Origin of the sequence: Solidesulfovibrio magneticus RS-1 (assembly GCF_000010665.1) — a bacterium.
In the GTDB taxonomy this organism is placed as follows: Bacteria; Desulfobacterota; Desulfovibrionia; order Desulfovibrionales; family Desulfovibrionaceae; genus Solidesulfovibrio; species Solidesulfovibrio magneticus.
Map to the genome: position 1 here is coordinate 4,778,095 of NC_012796.1, position 14,696 is coordinate 4,792,790.

Genomic DNA, 14,696 nt, shown 5'->3' on the forward strand with positions numbered 1-14,696 from the left:
ACCAACCTTACACGCCCAACAGCGACACGACGACCTGGCCGCTGGGATCATAAAAGAGCAGCCGTCCCAGCTCGTCTTCCAGACCGGAACCAAAGGCCAGGGCGAAAAGCACCGTGGCCGCGGCCAGAAAACCCGCGCCGGCGGCCATGCGCCACAGCACCCGGGCCTCCTCGGCCTCGGGAGCGGTGTCCTCGGCCTGGATGGCGGCCACCACCGAACCGGCCAAGCCGGCGTCGAGGGGCGGCGTCCGCCGGCCGGCATGAGCCGCGCGCAAAACGCTTTCCAATCGGTCGATGCGCTCCTGGCGCGACGGCGGGACGTCCAAGACGCCGGTCTCGCCGGCCTTGATGGAAGCCAGGACGGCGTCGGCCAGGCCGGGGTCGGCGGCAGGCGTCGGGCGGCCGGCATGGGCCGCGCGCAAAACGTCCTCCAACCGGCCAAGGCGCTTACCGGCCTCGGCGGCCAAGGGAGCGGAGGGGGACGGCGCGGCCTTGATGGCGGCCAACACCGAGGCGGCCATATCCGGGACCTCGGCCGGGGCTGGGGCCTCGCGACGGGCATGGGCCGCCCGAAGCGCCGCCTCCAGGCGGTCGATACGCCGGGAATTGTTTCCGTCCATGGATACCTCCTTACGCGCCAAGCACGTCGCCGAGCAGTTCGCGAAGCTTTTTGCGTGCCCGAAAGGCCCGCACCTTCACGTTGGGGACGCTTAAGCCCAACATCTCGGCCGCCTCGGCCACCGGCCGCTCTTCCAGGTGGGTCAGCGTCACCACCATGCGGTCCGTGGCCGACAACTTGTCCAGGGCCCAGCGCAGCAGTTCCTCGGCCTCGCGCCGGGATGCCGTGTCCTCGGCCGCCTCGCCCGTGGCCAGGGCCGCGACCTCTTCGGCATAGGCCCGGCACTCGTCGGACAGGTCGGACTCCGGCCGTTCCTTGATCCGGTACTGGGCCCGCCAGAAGTCGTGGCAGGCGCGCACCGCCACCTTGGCCAGCCAGTGGCCAAGGGGACTCTCGCCCCGGTAGCCGCCCAGGGACCGGTAGGCCCGCACGAACACCTCATGGGTCAGCTCGCCCACCCGGTCCCGGGGCGCGTGGCCGGAAACGATCCCGGCCACGCGCCCCTGGTACTTGGTCACGATGGCGGCATAGGCGTCCACCTCGCCGGCCCGGATCGCCTTCAGCGTCCGGGCATCCTCGATGTCCAACACCGCCTCGCCCATAACGCCCCGAGGTTTAGCTGTTCCTGCCGGCGTGGGAATCAATCCACTCATTGACCAGCTCATGGCCGGCATGAAAGCGCTCCTTGGCGTCGCGCGGGGGCCGCGGCGGCAGGGTTTCTTCCCACAGCTTGCGCTGCTCCGGGGTCAAAAGGGCCAACACCGAGGCTTCGACCTTGCCCCGCATCACGGCCATGTCCTCGCCGGCCGCAGCCACGGCCCGGCTGGCCTGGCGCACCCGCTCCTCGTTGCCGGGTTCGGTGCGCATGACCAGCCCCATGGCGTCGAAGGCCTCGCGCATGGCGGCCATGCCGGCATCGAAGGCCTGGCGGTTGTTTTTGAGGACCACGGCCACGTCATGTTTCTGGGCGTCGGTCAGCTTAAGCGACAGCAGCCGGTCAAGCAATCCTTCGGGTCCGGGGCCGCCGGGACCGCCCGGTCCGGGGCCGGCGGCCACGGCAAAGGCCGAGCCGACCAGGATGGCCAGGGTGAGCAGTCCGTAACAAAGCTTCTTCATGGGATGACCTCCCGCGTGGGATGGGACGGCGGGGCCGTCCGTTTGCGCGATTGGTCGGGAGGAGCGCCCGGCTGGTTACAGATTCGGGACGGCCCTGGCGACCCGCCCCGAACGCGGTAAGCATTTCCGGCTCATGCCGCGTCCTCCAGAAACGTCCACGCTTTTGGCCGGCAACGGGCCGGGCGCGGTTTTCCAACAAACCCCCGCCCGGCCCGCGAAACAGACGCGGCCCTTAGGCGATGGTGACCTCGGGGCACAGATAGACGTCCTGGATGGCGTTTAACAGTTTGACGCCCTCGGCCATGGGCCGCTGGAAGGCCTTGCGGCCGGAAATGAGTCCCATGCCGCCGGCCCGCTTGTTGATGACGGCCGTGGACACGGCTTCGGCGAAATCAGCCGCGCCCGACGCGCCGCCGGAATTGATCAGCCCGATGCGGCCCATGAAGCAGTTGGCCACCTGATAGCGGGTGAGGTCGATGGGATGGTCGGTAGTCAGCTCGCTGTAGACGCGCTTGTCGGTCTTGCCGAAGCCCACGGCGGTGTAGCCGCCGTTATTCGTTGGTTGCTTCTGCTTGACGATGTCCGCGCCGATGGTAGCGGCCAGGTGGTTGGCCTGGCCGGTGAGATCGGCCGAGGTGTGGTAGTCCACGCCGTTTTTGACAAACGCGGGATTGCGCAGATAGGCCCAGAGGATGGCGGCCATGCCCAGTTCGTGGGCCCGGGCAAAGGCTTCGGAGATCTCCTGGATCTGGCGGCGGCATTCGGGCGAGCCGAAATAGACCGTTGCCCCCACGGCCGCCGCGCCCATGTCGTAGGCCTGCTCCACCGAGGCGAACAAGGTCTGGTCGTGGATGGCCGGCAGGGACAGCAGCTCGTTGTGGTTGATCTTGAGAATAAAGGGAATCTTGTGGGCGTATTTGCGGGCCACCGACCCCAACACGCCCAGGGTCGAGGCCACGGCGTTGCAGCCGGCCTCGATGGCCAGTTTGACGATGTTTTCCGGGTCGAAATAGATCGGGTTGGGGGCGAACGAGGCCGCGGCCGAATGTTCAATGCCCTGGTCCACGGGCAGGATGGACAGGTAGCCGGTCCCGGCCAGGCGGCCGTGGCCGTACATGGCGGCCATGGACCGGATGACCGGCACGGGCCGGTCGGTGGCCGTGAAAATCGTATCGAGGTAGTCCGGACCGGGCAGGTGCAGGGACTCCTTGGGGATGGTCCGGCAAACGTGGGCAAGCAGGCTCTCGGCCGAGTCGCCGAGGTATCCGGTGATGGCTTGGATCATACGGGCCGCCTCCTTTGGCAGGTTACGGGCAACACTAGGGCAAACGCCGCCTTGTTCACAACCCCAAAACGCCTTTTTTCCCTGCCCGGGCCGGGCGTCGGCGGCGGGGCGGCCCGGCGACGAACCGGCGGCGGCCGATGGCGGCGGCTTGCCCCCGCCCCCCGGCCCGATCTATAGCCAAGTATCCAAGGAGGTCCGCCATGCTGCTCGAAACCGTCCTGACCCTGGCCCTGGTTCTCACGCTTAGCGCTCCGGCCGTGGCCGCAGCCCCAGCCGACGCCCCGGGGACCGCCCCCAAGGCCACGCCCATACCCACGCAAGACACCATCGAGACCAGCGCCGGTCCCCTCACCCTGCGCTTTATCGGCCACGGCTCCCTGGCCTTTGCCTTCGCCGGCAAGACCATCTACGTCGATCCCTACGGCAAGGTCGGCGACTACGCGGCCATGCCCAAGGCCGATCTGGTCCTTATCACCCACGAGCACGGCGACCACCTGGACCCGGCGGCGCTGGCCGCCGTGGCCGGGCCGGACACGCCCCTGGTGGTCAGCGAAGTCGTGCGGGAAAAGCTCGGCCGGGGCACGGCGCTCAAAAACGGCGAAACAACCGAGGTCCTGGGCATCCCCATCGCCGCCGTGCCGGCCTACAACATCAAACACAAGCGCGACACCGGCGAGCACTTCCACCCCAAGGGCCGGGGCAACGGCTATGTCCTGACCTTTGGCGACGTACGGGTCTACGTGGCCGGCGACACCGAGGACATCCCGGAAATGGCCGCCCTGGCCGGGGTGGACGTCGCCTTTGTCCCCATGAACCTGCCCTATACGATGACGCCGGAAATGGCCGCCGCCGCCGGACTGACCTTGCAGCCGAAAAAGGCGCTCTACCCGTACCACTACGGCGAGACCGACCCGGCCCGGCTGGTGGAGCTGCTGGCCGGCTCGGGCATCGAGGTGCGGGTGCGCGATCTGCGCTGAGGCGGCTGCCAAGTACGCGGCAGGGCAGGCTCCTGGCCGAACCGGCGCGACGTCGGGAGCTGGCCCGACCGGCCGGGGCAGCCCCCCCGGGCAAGAGCCGGGCGCAACGCCGGGAACCACGGCCGGGGCGTAGCCTGAGCCTGCGGCGGCACGGGATTTGCTGATTCCCGGGACGGAGGTCCGGGACCATGTTCGTTGTTTGTCGTCTCGCCCTGCTGGCCTGCTTCGCCCTCTTCCTTGGCGGCTGCGCCTTTTCCGTGGCCGACCGGGCTCCCTTCGCGCCGCCGCCGGCAACGGGCACGGTGCTGGAGACTGCCCGGGAACTCATTGGCGTACCCTACCGCCCGGCCGGGGAAACCCCCGGCGAAGGCTTTGATTGTTCAGGTTTCGTCAAATGGGTCTACGCCCGCCACGGCATCCGCCTGCCCCGGCGCACCCAGGACCAGCTCATGGCCGGCCGCCCGGTGCGCAAAGAGGAGCTTCGGGCCGGGGATCTGGTCTTTTTCGCCCCTTCCGGGGCACTTTCGAGCCTGCATGTTGGCATTTTCGACGGCCACGGCGGCTTCATCCACAGCCCCTCCCGGGGTGGCCGGGTGCGCCAGGAGACGATCTGGGCGCCATACTGGAAATCCAGTTATTACGCGGCGAACAGGGTAACACAGTAACGATCAGGACAACCGGGAAAGCCTTTGACAGCTTTTCCGGTTTGTCTTTAAGAAAGCTAGAAATTCATACTGTAGGCCGCCACGGCGCGCCCGGTCCGCCGCCAGGCTCCCGGGTTCCGGGCCAGCGGCGGGACACCCATGCGCCGCGCATCCTTGCGACTCAAACTCAATGCAGCCATCCTGCTCGCTTTCTTGGCCGCCGCCGCCGCTTTTGGCGGCGTGCTGCACCTGTCCATCCAGGATCGCCTGGAGGCCGCCCGCACCCGCACCCGCACCCTGCTCGGGGTGCTGGCCGCCCACCGCCTGGAAGCCCTGGCCCCGCTGCTCCAGACCGCCCAAGCCATAAGCGCCGCCCAGGTCATACTGGACCGCATGGTCCAGGTGGACGGCGTCATCGAAGCCAGCCTGTTTTCCGCGGCCGGAATCCTTCTGGCCGACGCCGGCACGGGCGCGCCCGCGCCCCTGGCCAGCCAAACCGACGGCGCCCTGCCCGAGACCCGGATTTTCAGCGTCACCGCCGAAAACGACCACCTGCTCGCCACCCTCATCGAACCGATCCACGGCGAAGGCGAGATCGCCGGTTTCCTGCGCCTGCGCTACGCCCTCAAGGACAGCGCCCTGACCGGCGGACGGGTCTGGACCATCTTCGGCCTGGCCGTGGCCGGAGCCTATGTTTTCCTGGCCCTGGTCTTAAACGCCATGCTCCATCTGTTCGTGCTGCGGCCGGTCAACACCCTGCGCCAGGCCCTGGAAGCCGTGGAAGCCGGCGATCTGGACCAGACCGTGCCCGTGGCCGGAGGCGATGCCCTGGGCCGGCTGGGCGCGGCCTTTAACGCCATGTCGGCCCGACTGCGGGAAACCTCGCGCTGGCTTGGGGAATCCCGGACCGAGGTCGAGGAGCACCGGCTGCTGCTGGCCCGCCGGGTGGATGAGCGCACGGCCGAACTGGCCCGGACCAACGCCCGCCTGACCACGGAAATTACGGCCCGCACCCGGGCCGAGGACAGCTTGTCGCGCCATCTGGCCCTGTACCGGGCCATCCTCGAATCCACGGCCGAGGCCGTGCTGTGCGTGTCGGCCAACTCGGACCGCGAGGTGCTGGTCTGCAACCGCCGCTTCCTCGACCTCTGGGATCTGCCCGAGAATTGGGCGCAACGTCCTGAGCCCATGGACCGCTTCAAGCCGTTTCTGGAGAAACTGGCCGATCCGGATGCCGTGGCCAGCGGCTTTCGCACCCTCATGCTCGACGGCAAGTCCATGGCCGAGACCTGCCACGCCACCAGCGACGGCCGCTACATCGAACGCCGCAGCGGCCCCATCCTCCAGGACGGCGTCTACATCGGCCGGGTGTTTTCCTATGTAGATGTCACTGCCCGCCGGCGCACCGAGGCCGAACTGCGCCAGACACTGGCCCAGCGCGACGCCCTGCTCGGCAACACCCGCATCGGCCTGGCCACCACGGAAAACGCCGTCTGCACCGACATCAACGCCCAAGGGGCGGCGCTGCTCGGCTATACCCGCGAGGCCATCCTCGGCCAGTCCATCGCCGTGCTCATCCCTGATGCCGCCGTCTACCAAAGCCTGGCCGAGTCAAGCGACCACGATTTCGTCACCCAAGGCTTCACCCGCCGGGAATGCCAGGTGCAACGCGGCGACGGCGAAATGATCTGGCTGCGCCTGCACGGCAAGTCCGTGCGGCCCGAAGCCCCGACCATTTCCGTGGTCTGGGCCTTCGACGACATCACCGAGGAAAAACGCCGCCAGCAACACCTGGAACAGGCCCGCGACCAGGCCGAGGAAGCTTCCCGGGCCAAGGGCGCCTTCCTGGCCGTCATGAGCCACGAAATCCGCACCCCCTTAAACGCCGTCATCGGCCTGTCCGACGCGCTCCTGGAAGGCCAGGCCGCCCCGGAACAGATCGACCATCTGCGGGCCATCCGCGAATCCGCCGGGCATCTGCTCGGCGTGGTCAACGACATCCTCGACTTTTCCAAGATCGAAGCCGGCAAGCTCGTCCTTGAACGCCGCCACTTCGATCCGCGCGCCCTGGTGGCCGAAGCCCTCCGGGCCGTGGAACTGGTCGCCAGCCAGAAAAGGCTGGCCCTGAGCGCAACCATCGCCCCGAACGTGCCGGCCGCCCTTCGCGGCGATCCCGGCCGTTTGCGCCAGATCCTGCTCAATCTCCTGGGCAACGCCGTCAAATTCACCGCCGCCGGGTCGGTTGCCGTCACGGTGGAGACCGTGCCGGCCGACCAGACCCCGGCCGGACGGATAGGGCTGGCCGTGGCCGTGACCGACACCGGCATCGGCCTGGACCCGACCCGGGCCTCGGAACTCTTCGAGCGCTTCAACCAGGGGCCGGGCAAGGCCGCCCGCCGCTTCGGCGGCACGGGCCTGGGGCTGGCCATCTCCAAGGAACTGGTGGAACGCATGGGCGGCCATATCGGGGTCACCAGCCGCCAGGGAGCCGGCAGCCGCTTCGCCTTCACCGTCTTTTTGCTGCCAGGCAACGCCGCCGCCGTGCCGCCCGCGCCCCTGGAGACCGCAAACGCCAAGGCCGCACCGGGGCCCTTGCGCATCTTACTGGTTGAAGACAATGCCCTCAACGCCGCCGTCACCCGGCTGCACATGGGCCGCATGGGTCATGACCTCACCGTGGCCGAATCAGCCCGGGAAGCCTTCGCCTGTCTGGCCCAGGAACGCTTCGACGCCGTGCTCATGGACATCGAGATGCCGGAGATCGACGGCATCGAGGCCACCAGCGCCATCCGGGCCGGCGCGCCCCTGGGGACGCCGGTCCTGGACCCCACCGTGCCCATCATCGCCGTCACCGCCCACGCCGTGGAAGATGTGCGCCAGCAATGCCTGGAAGCCGGCATGGACGGTTTCGTGACCAAACCCGTCAACTACCGCGCCCTGGAAGCCACCCTGGACGCCCTGCGCCGCGAACCGCCCCGGCTCCCGGCCCGGCCCCCGTCTGCGCCGTCCGGCTCGCCACCGGAATCGGCACTCTTCGTCCCGGAGCAGGCCAAGGAAAACATGGGGCTTACCTGGCCGCAATTCCGGGGGCTTTTGCGTACGAGCTTCGAGGAGGCGAACCGGCGGCTGGACGATATCCGCCAGGCCATGACGGCCGGCCAATGGGACAAAGCCGCCCTGGCCGCCCACACCTTCAAGGCCACGGCCGCCACGGTCGGGGCGTTTGCCGCCCGCAACGCGGCCAAGGCCCTGGAAAAGGCCCTGCGGGCCAACCAGCGCCCGGAAGCCGACCGCCTCCTGGACGACCTCGACGGACTCTGGGCCAAGACCCGGCAGGCCCTGGACGGCTGGCGCTGCCCGCCGGAGTGACGACAGGCTTCCCGACAGAAAAGGCTCGTCGGCCTGGCCAGACGCGACGCTTGCCCGGCTGCCCCGGTCCCGAGACGCGCCAGCCGGTTTTCCCGCCGATTTCCGCAGCCCCAAATACAATTTCCGCCCCGCCTCAGCGCAGGTCGAAGGCCACCTTGACGCTGCCCGAGGCGCGCTTGTCAAAGGCCGCGCCAAAGGCCTCGCGCCAGCGGGCCAGCGGAAACAGATGGCTGAGCAGCCCGGCCGTGGGATAGGTCCCCGAGGCCAAGAGCTCCAGGGCCAGGGCTGAGGTGCGCACGCGCTCCCCCCCCCGGCGCGGGTCCGGCCCGGTGGCGCAGCCCGACGAGCCGGCCACGGTCAGCTCCCGAAACCACAGGCTCGACACGTCAACGCCGGTCAGGCTCGCCCCGGCCCCCACCATGACGTAGCGCCCGCCGGCCGCCAGGGCGACCAGGGCGTCGCCAAAGGTGCGCGAACCGCCCACGCAGTCGAACACCACGTCCGCCCCGCCCTCGATGTTGCCGCCGCCCAGGGTCGTCGGCAGATAGCGCGCACCCAGGGCCTCGGCCAGCTCCCGACGGGAGCGGGCGGCGATGACGTCGTCGGCCCCGCCGGCCCGGGCCAGCTCGGCCTGCTTGCCGTGGCGCGCCGCCACGAGCACCCGGAAATCGCCGCCCAGGGCTTTGAGGCAGCGCACCACATGCTGCCCGACGATGCCCGCGCCAATGACCAGCACAGTGGCCCCGTCGGCCGGATAATGGTCCAGCACCGGCTGGAGCGCCGAGGCCAGGGAGTCGGTCAGCACCGCCTCCTCGTCGGCAAGGCCCTCCGGCACGGGCAGGATGCGCGACGGGTGGGCCGCCGTGCGCGTGGCCATGGCCCCGCCGGCCCGGTTGGTGAACCCCAGAAATGACCCCGGCGGCAGATCGCCGTCCAGAAAACGCTCGCAACGGTTGTAGCGCCCCTCCCGGCAGCTGCGGCAGGGCGGCAGATTTCGCGTCTCGCACGGCAGCCCCGGCTCCACCACCACCCGCGCCCCGGCGGCCAGCCCGAGTTCCGGCGCGTCCTGCGCCAGGGTGGCCACCATCTCGTGGCCCAGAATAAAGGGCAGACTGGCGTAAGGTTCGAGCAAGGGCGACTCGGCCCCGCGCAACAGCCCCAAATCGGAACCGCAGATGCCGCACAGCCGGGGAACCAGCGGCAGCCAGCCTTTTGGCGGGTCAAAGGGCACGGTTTCCAGGGAAAGCGGGGCCAGGGAAGGAAAAAAACGCCGGGGAGCCAGTTTGGCGGCGGCGGCGCAGGCCAGATAGCGCCAGACGCTGCGACGATAAAGAAGGGCCTGCATGGATATTTTCCTTTTTGGACTGCCTGGAATGGCTTGAAATAATGGCGGAAACACGTATAGCTCAAAGCAACTGTCCCGACGCCGCCGCGTCGCGCGACCTCCGGGCCTTATACCACAAACGGCCCGCCCTCAAGGGACCGTCAAGGAGACGCACATGCTGATTAAGGATTGGATGAGCAAGACCCCGGTCACGGCCAAGGCGACCACCTCCATCATGAAGGCCGCCAAGCTCATGAAGGAAAACGGCTACGGCCGCCTGCCCGTGGTCGACGACGACGGCCGCCTCGTCGGCATCATCACCGACCGCGACGTCAAGGAGGCCTCCCCCTCCAAGGCCACCACCCTGGACATGCACGAGCTGTACTACCTGCTGTCCGAAATCAAGGTCGGCGACATCATGACCAAAACGGTCATCAGCGTCAGCCCCGACGACACCGTGGAAAAAGCCGCCGTGCTCATGCTGCGCCACAACGTCGGCGGCATGCCCGTGGTCGACGCCAAGGGCCTGGTCGTCGGCGTCATCACCGACAGCGACATCTTCAAGGTCCTCGTCAGCATCACCGGCGTGTTAAGCGGCGGCCTCCAGTTCGCCTTCGAACTGCCCAACGTCGCCGGCAGCCTCAAGTCCATCCTCGACGACCTCAAGGCCCACGATGTGCGCATCTTAAGCATCCTCACTAATTACGACGACGACGCCCCGGAAACCCGCAAGGTCTACATCCGCGTGCGCCCCATGGACGACGCCAAGGCCCAGGATGTGGTCGCCCGCCTCAAGGCCAACCACAACCTGCTCTACTGGGCCAAGGACGTCATGTAAGCCCCACGACTTCCAGCCTGAGCCAGCCGGTCCCGCCGCCGTCGCCCCATGGTTGACGGCGGCGGGATCATGCTTATTGTGCCCATGGGTCCCGGCAACCGCCGGACCACGCCGCCAAGGAGCGCCACCACATGCTTGAAGACCGCTATTGCCCCCACTGCCAAGCCAAACTCCAATCCTGGATCGGACCGCCGGAATCCGGCTGGGGCGAAATACTCGTGTGCAACAACAACGAATGCACGTTTTTCCGCAATTCCAATTGCGATATCCGCAACAAAGACGAGGACAACAGCCTCGGCTGCCGCTACGCCGAAGACCCGGACAACGGCTACCAGTCCTTCAATCTGCTGGCCTGGTACAAGTTCTAAGCCGACCGCCGGCCCGGCCGGCGGTCCCCCTCCCCCGCCCCAGGTGAACACTCTTTCATGATTCGGCCTTTCCCCTTGCGCGCCGCGCCGGCTTGCGGCTATCCTGCCCCATCGACGCGGCCGACACGGCCAGCCACGGATATACCCAGATCATGAGCCGCATAGCCATCACCAACCGCCACGGCGTCCTTTGGGCCCGCTCCGACGGGCCGCTGGGCAACCCCGCCGCCCTGGGACTCGAAACCGCCGTCCTCGAAGCCGCCACCATCGGCCGCTACGCCGTCAGCGTCCTGGACCTGACCCAGACGCCCAGCATCGACAGCAGCGGCGTCGGCGCGCTGGTGCGGCTGCAAACCGCCCTGGCCACCAAAGGCCGCCGCCTCATCCTGGCCAACCCCTGCCCCGCCGTGGCCGACGAACTGCGGCTGCGCGACCTGCACGCCTTTTTTCAGATCGCCTACGACCTGCACCCCGACATGGACCAGGAAGAACTGCTCCTGGCCAGCGACCTATAAAGGCGAAGAGTGCCTCCGGCGGCCAAAGGGGCTGAGCCCCTTTGGAAACCCCACATGGCGCTCCCGCTCTTCTCTCGGGCCTGCCGCCCGCCGACATCCCTCTCAACCGGTTGACCATCCCCCTATCCAGGGGTCCGGGGGGCTGAGCCCCCCGGCCGCCGGAGGCACTCTTCGCCTTCCCTTCACCTATCCTCCACCTTCCCTCCCCGCTTCAACCTTACCCTTACCCCAACGCCGCATCCGCGCCCTTGGGGTCGCTTTGGCGCACGGCGTCGGCCAGGGTCGTCAGGCGCTCCTCGATCTCTTCGAGCGGCGGCGGCGTGGGCAGGTGGGGCACGCCGAAGGTGGCGGGATCGAGGGGTTTGTAGGCGAGGTCGTCGTTTAAGCTGCACAGGTCGCCGACGCAGCCGCAGGCGCTTTCCTGGTCCAGGCGGCCGGGGTCGAGGGACCGGGAGAAACGCAGCATGTCGGACGGGCATTGGCTGGAATTGACGGCTTCGATTTCGGCGTTGATGCTTTCGGCGACGCTGTGGAGGAGATTGTAGCCCGGAGCGGCCATTTTTCGGCCGGGCTGGCGGGGATCGGAGACATAGCCGCCGTCGTTGTAGGTTTCGACGGCGTTTCGCATGACGGCGTAGGCGCGCAGCACGGCCTTGCGGTAGCGGCCGGCGGCGGTCAGGGCCAGGGGTTTGGCGCTGGTCGGTATTTGGCAGGCTGGGGCGAGGGTCACGGCGTCGATGCCCAGGCTTTGCAAGAACGCGTCGGCTTCGGGGCGGCACAGGAGCAGCCGGCGTAGGTTCTGGACGGCATCGACGGCGGGCGTGGCCCGACGTTTAACGCGTTCGAGCAGGGAGGCGAAGTTTTCCAGGCGTTCGTCGAGACGGCAGCGGCGGGAAAAGAAATTATCCGCCATTTCGCTGAGCACTTCGTTTTTGAGATCGTCGGCGTAGTCGGACCCGATGGCCATGGTGAACGCTCCGGGGATGCAGGTTTCCCTTTGCCTGCTGGTACGCCTTGGGGCCTGGCTTGGCAAGGGACGGCGGTCGGCGCGGTGACAGCGGCATGTTTTTGGGCTAGCGTCGAGTGGCCCAGCCTGGAGGTGCGCTATGGTGGACGACGGGGCGGAGTTGCGGACCGAGGTCGCGGTCTTGCGGCGTCGCGTGGCCGATCTGGAAGCCGAGCGGGACCGGTTGCAGGAAACGGAGCGGGTGTTGCGGCAGGGCGAGGAACGCTATCGCCGGCTCCTCGAATCGGTGACGGACTATGTCTATACGGTGACGGTGCAAGGCGGCCGGGCGGTGGCCACGGACCACGGCCCCAACTGCGAGGCGGTCACCGGCTACACGGCCGACGAGTACCGGGCCAACCCCATGCTGTGGCTGGACATGGCCCCGCCGGAGGACCGGCCCCTGGTGCTGGAAAACGCAGCCCGTCTGCTGGCCGGCGAGGACACCGGGCCTTTCGAGCACCGCATCATCCACAAGGACGGCACGGTGCGCCATGTGCGCAACACGCCGGTGCTGCGTTTCGACGCCGCCGGCCAGCTTGTGGCCTATGACGGCATCATCAACGACATCACCGAGCGCAAGCGAGCCGAGGAGTTGTTCACGCGGCTTTCGCTCCATGACGGCCTGACCGGGTTGCCTGGCCGGGCGCTGTACATGGACCGGCTGCGCCAGGCCATCGGCCAGGCCGAAAGGCGCGAGGAGCGGGTGGCGGTCTATTTCATCGATCTGGATCGGTTCAAGGAGGTCAACGACGCGCACGGCCACGAGGTGGGCGATGTGGTCTTGGCCATGGCGGCCAAGCGCATCGCCGGCTGCGTGCGGCGTTCGGACACGGTGGCGCGCCTTGGCGGCGACGAGTTCGTGGCCGTGACGCCGGGCATCGGCGAACCGGACAACGCAACGGCCATCGCCGCCAAGATGGTGTCGGCCCTGGCCGAACCGTTCGAGGCACGGGGCGCGGTGTGTCGGTTGGGCGGCAGCGTCGGAGTGGCCTTTTACCCGGACGACGCGACGCGCGGCGGCGAGCTGTTGCGGCTGGCCGACGCGGCCATGTACGCGGCCAAGAAGGCCGGCCGCAACGGCTGGCGCAGGGCCGGGGATGTGGCGGCGGGCGCCCCCTAGCCCACCACTCCGAGCCAGCGCCACCACCAATAGTCCAGCGGCCATAAAGCAAAGATGGTGAGGGCGCTGGTCAGCAGGCAAAAGCGCACGACGTCGCGCCCGGGCAGATACCCCGACTGGATGGCCACCACCAGCGGCGGGGCCTGATAGGGCAAAATCACCGAGGAAAATCCCACCACTTCGGTCATGGCTACGGCCATGGGCGTCCAGCCCACGGCCCGGGCCAGATCCGGGACCAGCGGCGTCACGACCGGCGGCACGCCGGGCAAGGTGACGCCAAGGCCCACCACCGTGGCCAGCCCGGCCAGCAGGGCAAAGGCCAGCCCCGGCGCGTCCGGGGACAGCGGCAGCACGTCCAGAGCCTGCCTGGCCAGGGCCGCGCCCAGGCCCGAGGCGTCGGCCACCGCCCCCAGGCTCACGATGCCGGCCACGTAGAAAATCGCTTCGAAGCGCAGCTTGCCGAAGGCGTCGGCCGGCAGCAGGCCGCTGCCCGGATAGAGGCAGGCCAGGGCCGCGGCCATGCCGACCCAGGCGGCCGGGATGTGGTGCCAGGCGTCGCTGGACCACAAGGCCACCGACACGGCCAGCAGCCAGCCCAGACGGCGCTGGGGCAAACTGGCCGGTTCCCTCGGGGCGGGCGCGACCCGGGCCGGCCGCGACGAGCCGTCCCGGTAGAGCAGGACCAGCAAGCCAATGAGCAAGACCGTGCGCAAGGCTCCGAGAATGGGAAAATGGAGCAGGAAATAGGCCCCGTAGCTGGGCACGACGCCCAGGACCGATTCCATGGACCCGACCAGGACGTTGTTGGGGATGTTGGCCGGCAGCACGGTGGTGGCCGGCAGATAGGTGCCGAACAGGCCGCCGAGGATAAGCCCGTGACGGGCCCGCAGGCCCGGGGCAAAACCCAGGCGGTCGGCCAGGGAGGCCAGGATGGGCAACAGCAGCATGGCCCGGCCCATGGCCGAGGGCATGACAAAGAGCATGGCGGCGCTAAACAGCGTGGTTCCGGCCACGGCCCGGGCATAGGAGGGGCAAAGGGCCGGGGCCAGCCGGTCGGCCAGACGCTGGGCGAGGCCTGTGTGGCGCATGGCCTCGCCCAGGACCGCCCCGGAAAACACCAGCCAGACGGCCGAGGAGGCGAACCCGGCAAAAACCACTCCGGCCGGCGCGACCTTGCCGATCATGCCTAGGGTGAAAAAGGCCAGGGCCGTGAGCCAGGGCGGCAGCCAGCCCGTGGTCCACAAGGCGATGGCCAAAAGCGTCAGGCAACCGGCCCGGACCAGGGAATCCACGGGCGAAAACGGCCAGACGAGCAGCCCGGCCACGGCGGCCATGGCGGCCAGGGCCAGGGTCTGGCGAGAGGACATGGCGGCGACGGCGGAGGGTGGGGACATGGACGGCTCCCTGGCGTTCGGGCCACCATGCGGCAATCCGCCCGGCCTGCCAAGAGGCGGGAAAAAGCCAGGGCGCGCCTTCGGTTGCATTGCCTTCCTTGTATCGAAGCGATACAAGG

The 14,696-nt window shown here is 68.5% G+C and carries 14 protein-coding genes; 7 read left to right on the forward strand and 7 right to left on the reverse strand.

The window, feature by feature from the left end; translation table 11 throughout:
* Window positions 1–7 precede the first annotated feature (7 nt).
* The 4 genes from DMR_RS19900 to DMR_RS19915 all read right to left on the reverse strand — a co-directional run bounded on the left by DMR_RS19900 (window position 8) and on the right by DMR_RS19915 (window position 3,019).
* On the reverse strand, window positions 8–619 hold the full coding sequence (locus DMR_RS19900) for a hypothetical protein (protein ID WP_015862846.1): 612 nt from the start codon (window positions 617–619) through the stop codon (window positions 8–10).
* 10 nt (window positions 620–629) lie between these two features.
* Window positions 630–1,220, reverse strand: a complete 591-nt coding sequence (locus DMR_RS19905; RefSeq protein ID WP_015862847.1) for an RNA polymerase sigma factor — start codon at window positions 1,218–1,220, stop codon at window positions 630–632.
* 13 nt (window positions 1,221–1,233) lie between these two features.
* Complete coding sequence (locus DMR_RS19910) at window positions 1,234–1,734, reverse strand: periplasmic heavy metal sensor (protein WP_015862848.1); 501 nt, start codon at window positions 1,732–1,734, stop codon at window positions 1,234–1,236.
* A gap of 232 nt (window positions 1,735–1,966) precedes the next feature.
* Window positions 1,967–3,019, reverse strand: a complete 1,053-nt coding sequence (locus DMR_RS19915) for a class I fructose-bisphosphate aldolase (RefSeq protein WP_015862849.1) — start codon at window positions 3,017–3,019, stop codon at window positions 1,967–1,969.
* A 200-nt stretch (window positions 3,020–3,219) separates the two neighbouring features.
* Between DMR_RS19915 and DMR_RS19920 the strand changes: the two genes are divergently transcribed.
* The 3 genes from DMR_RS19920 (at window position 3,220) to DMR_RS19930 (ending at window position 8,009) form a co-directional block, all read left to right on the forward strand.
* Window positions 3,220–3,996 (forward strand): MBL fold metallo-hydrolase, encoded by a 777-nt coding sequence (locus DMR_RS19920; RefSeq protein ID WP_015862850.1) that lies wholly within the window; start codon window positions 3,220–3,222, stop codon window positions 3,994–3,996.
* A 188-nt stretch (window positions 3,997–4,184) separates the two neighbouring features.
* Entirely contained in the window at window positions 4,185–4,661 is a 477-nt protein-coding gene (locus DMR_RS19925; RefSeq protein WP_015862851.1) for a C40 family peptidase, read from the forward strand.
* Window positions 4,662–4,799: 138 nt separating this feature from the next.
* On the forward strand, window positions 4,800–8,009 hold the full coding sequence (locus DMR_RS19930) for an ATP-binding protein (RefSeq protein WP_015862852.1): 3,210 nt from the start codon (window positions 4,800–4,802) through the stop codon (window positions 8,007–8,009).
* A 133-nt stretch (window positions 8,010–8,142) separates the two neighbouring features.
* Here DMR_RS19930 and DMR_RS19935 read toward each other — a convergent pair whose 3' ends face one another.
* The gene (locus DMR_RS19935; protein WP_015862853.1) at window positions 8,143–9,354 is read right to left on the reverse strand and encodes a zinc-dependent alcohol dehydrogenase; all 1,212 of its coding nucleotides are present in this window, start codon (window positions 9,352–9,354) and stop codon (window positions 8,143–8,145) included.
* 154 nt (window positions 9,355–9,508) lie between these two features.
* On the opposite strand from DMR_RS19935, the gene DMR_RS19940 reads away from it, so the two are divergent.
* The 3 genes from DMR_RS19940 (at window position 9,509) to DMR_RS19950 (ending at window position 11,054) form a co-directional block, all read left to right on the forward strand.
* Window positions 9,509–10,171, forward strand: coding sequence for a CBS and ACT domain-containing protein (locus DMR_RS19940; RefSeq protein WP_015862854.1), 663 nt, complete (start codon window positions 9,509–9,511; stop codon window positions 10,169–10,171).
* Window positions 10,172–10,302: 131 nt separating this feature from the next.
* On the forward strand, window positions 10,303–10,539 hold the full coding sequence (locus DMR_RS19945; protein WP_006919989.1) for a hypothetical protein: 237 nt from the start codon (window positions 10,303–10,305) through the stop codon (window positions 10,537–10,539).
* 92 nt (window positions 10,540–10,631) lie between these two features.
* A complete protein-coding gene (locus tag DMR_RS19950; RefSeq protein ID WP_015862855.1) occupies window positions 10,632–11,054 on the forward strand; it encodes an STAS domain-containing protein in 423 nt (140 codons plus the stop codon).
* A 223-nt stretch (window positions 11,055–11,277) separates the two neighbouring features.
* Here the strand turns inward: DMR_RS19950 and DMR_RS19955 are convergent, their stop codons facing one another.
* Window positions 11,278–12,021 (reverse strand): hypothetical protein, encoded by a 744-nt coding sequence (locus DMR_RS19955; RefSeq protein WP_015862856.1) that lies wholly within the window; start codon window positions 12,019–12,021, stop codon window positions 11,278–11,280.
* A 139-nt stretch (window positions 12,022–12,160) separates the two neighbouring features.
* Here DMR_RS19955 and DMR_RS19960 point away from each other — a divergent pair, with 139 nt between their 5' ends.
* Window positions 12,161–13,183 carry a sensor domain-containing diguanylate cyclase gene (locus DMR_RS19960; protein WP_015862857.1) on the forward strand — a complete coding sequence of 341 codons (1,023 nt, stop codon included), beginning with the start codon at window positions 12,161–12,163 and terminating at the stop codon, window positions 13,181–13,183.
* On the opposite strand, the gene DMR_RS19965 is transcribed toward DMR_RS19960, so the two are convergent.
* Window positions 13,180–14,577 (reverse strand): SLC13 family permease, encoded by a 1,398-nt coding sequence (locus DMR_RS19965; RefSeq protein ID WP_148208496.1) that lies wholly within the window; start codon window positions 14,575–14,577, stop codon window positions 13,180–13,182. The genes DMR_RS19960 and DMR_RS19965 overlap by 4 nt on opposite strands.
* Window positions 14,578–14,696 lie beyond the last annotated feature (119 nt).

What these genes read in the sequence shown, in the direction of transcription:
- DMR_RS19915 (WP_015862849.1), bottom strand. Translation starts at nt 3,019, where the DNA reads ATGATCCAAGCCATCACCGGATACCTCGGCGACTCGGCCGAGAGCCTG.
- DMR_RS19960 (WP_015862857.1), top strand. Translation starts at nt 12,161, where the DNA reads ATGGTGGACGACGGGGCGGAGTTGCGGACCGAGGTCGCGGTCTTGCGG.
- DMR_RS19955 (WP_015862856.1), bottom strand. Translation starts at nt 12,021, where the DNA reads ATGGCCATCGGGTCCGACTACGCCGACGATCTCAAAAACGAAGTGCTC.
- DMR_RS19940 (WP_015862854.1), top strand. Translation starts at nt 9,509, where the DNA reads ATGCTGATTAAGGATTGGATGAGCAAGACCCCGGTCACGGCCAAGGCG.
- DMR_RS19945 (WP_006919989.1), top strand. Translation starts at nt 10,303, where the DNA reads ATGCTTGAAGACCGCTATTGCCCCCACTGCCAAGCCAAACTCCAATCC.
- DMR_RS19930 (WP_015862852.1), top strand. Translation starts at nt 4,800, where the DNA reads ATGCGCCGCGCATCCTTGCGACTCAAACTCAATGCAGCCATCCTGCTC.
- DMR_RS19905 (WP_015862847.1), bottom strand. Translation starts at nt 1,220, where the DNA reads ATGGGCGAGGCGGTGTTGGACATCGAGGATGCCCGGACGCTGAAGGCG.
- DMR_RS19935 (WP_015862853.1), bottom strand. Translation starts at nt 9,354, where the DNA reads ATGCAGGCCCTTCTTTATCGTCGCAGCGTCTGGCGCTATCTGGCCTGC.
- DMR_RS19965 (WP_148208496.1), bottom strand. Translation starts at nt 14,577, where the DNA reads ATGTCCCCACCCTCCGCCGTCGCCGCCATGTCCTCTCGCCAGACCCTG.
- DMR_RS19920 (WP_015862850.1), top strand. Translation starts at nt 3,220, where the DNA reads ATGCTGCTCGAAACCGTCCTGACCCTGGCCCTGGTTCTCACGCTTAGC.
- DMR_RS19910 (WP_015862848.1), bottom strand. Translation starts at nt 1,734, where the DNA reads ATGAAGAAGCTTTGTTACGGACTGCTCACCCTGGCCATCCTGGTCGGC.
- DMR_RS19925 (WP_015862851.1), top strand. Translation starts at nt 4,185, where the DNA reads ATGTTCGTTGTTTGTCGTCTCGCCCTGCTGGCCTGCTTCGCCCTCTTC.
- DMR_RS19900 (WP_015862846.1), bottom strand. Translation starts at nt 619, where the DNA reads ATGGACGGAAACAATTCCCGGCGTATCGACCGCCTGGAGGCGGCGCTT.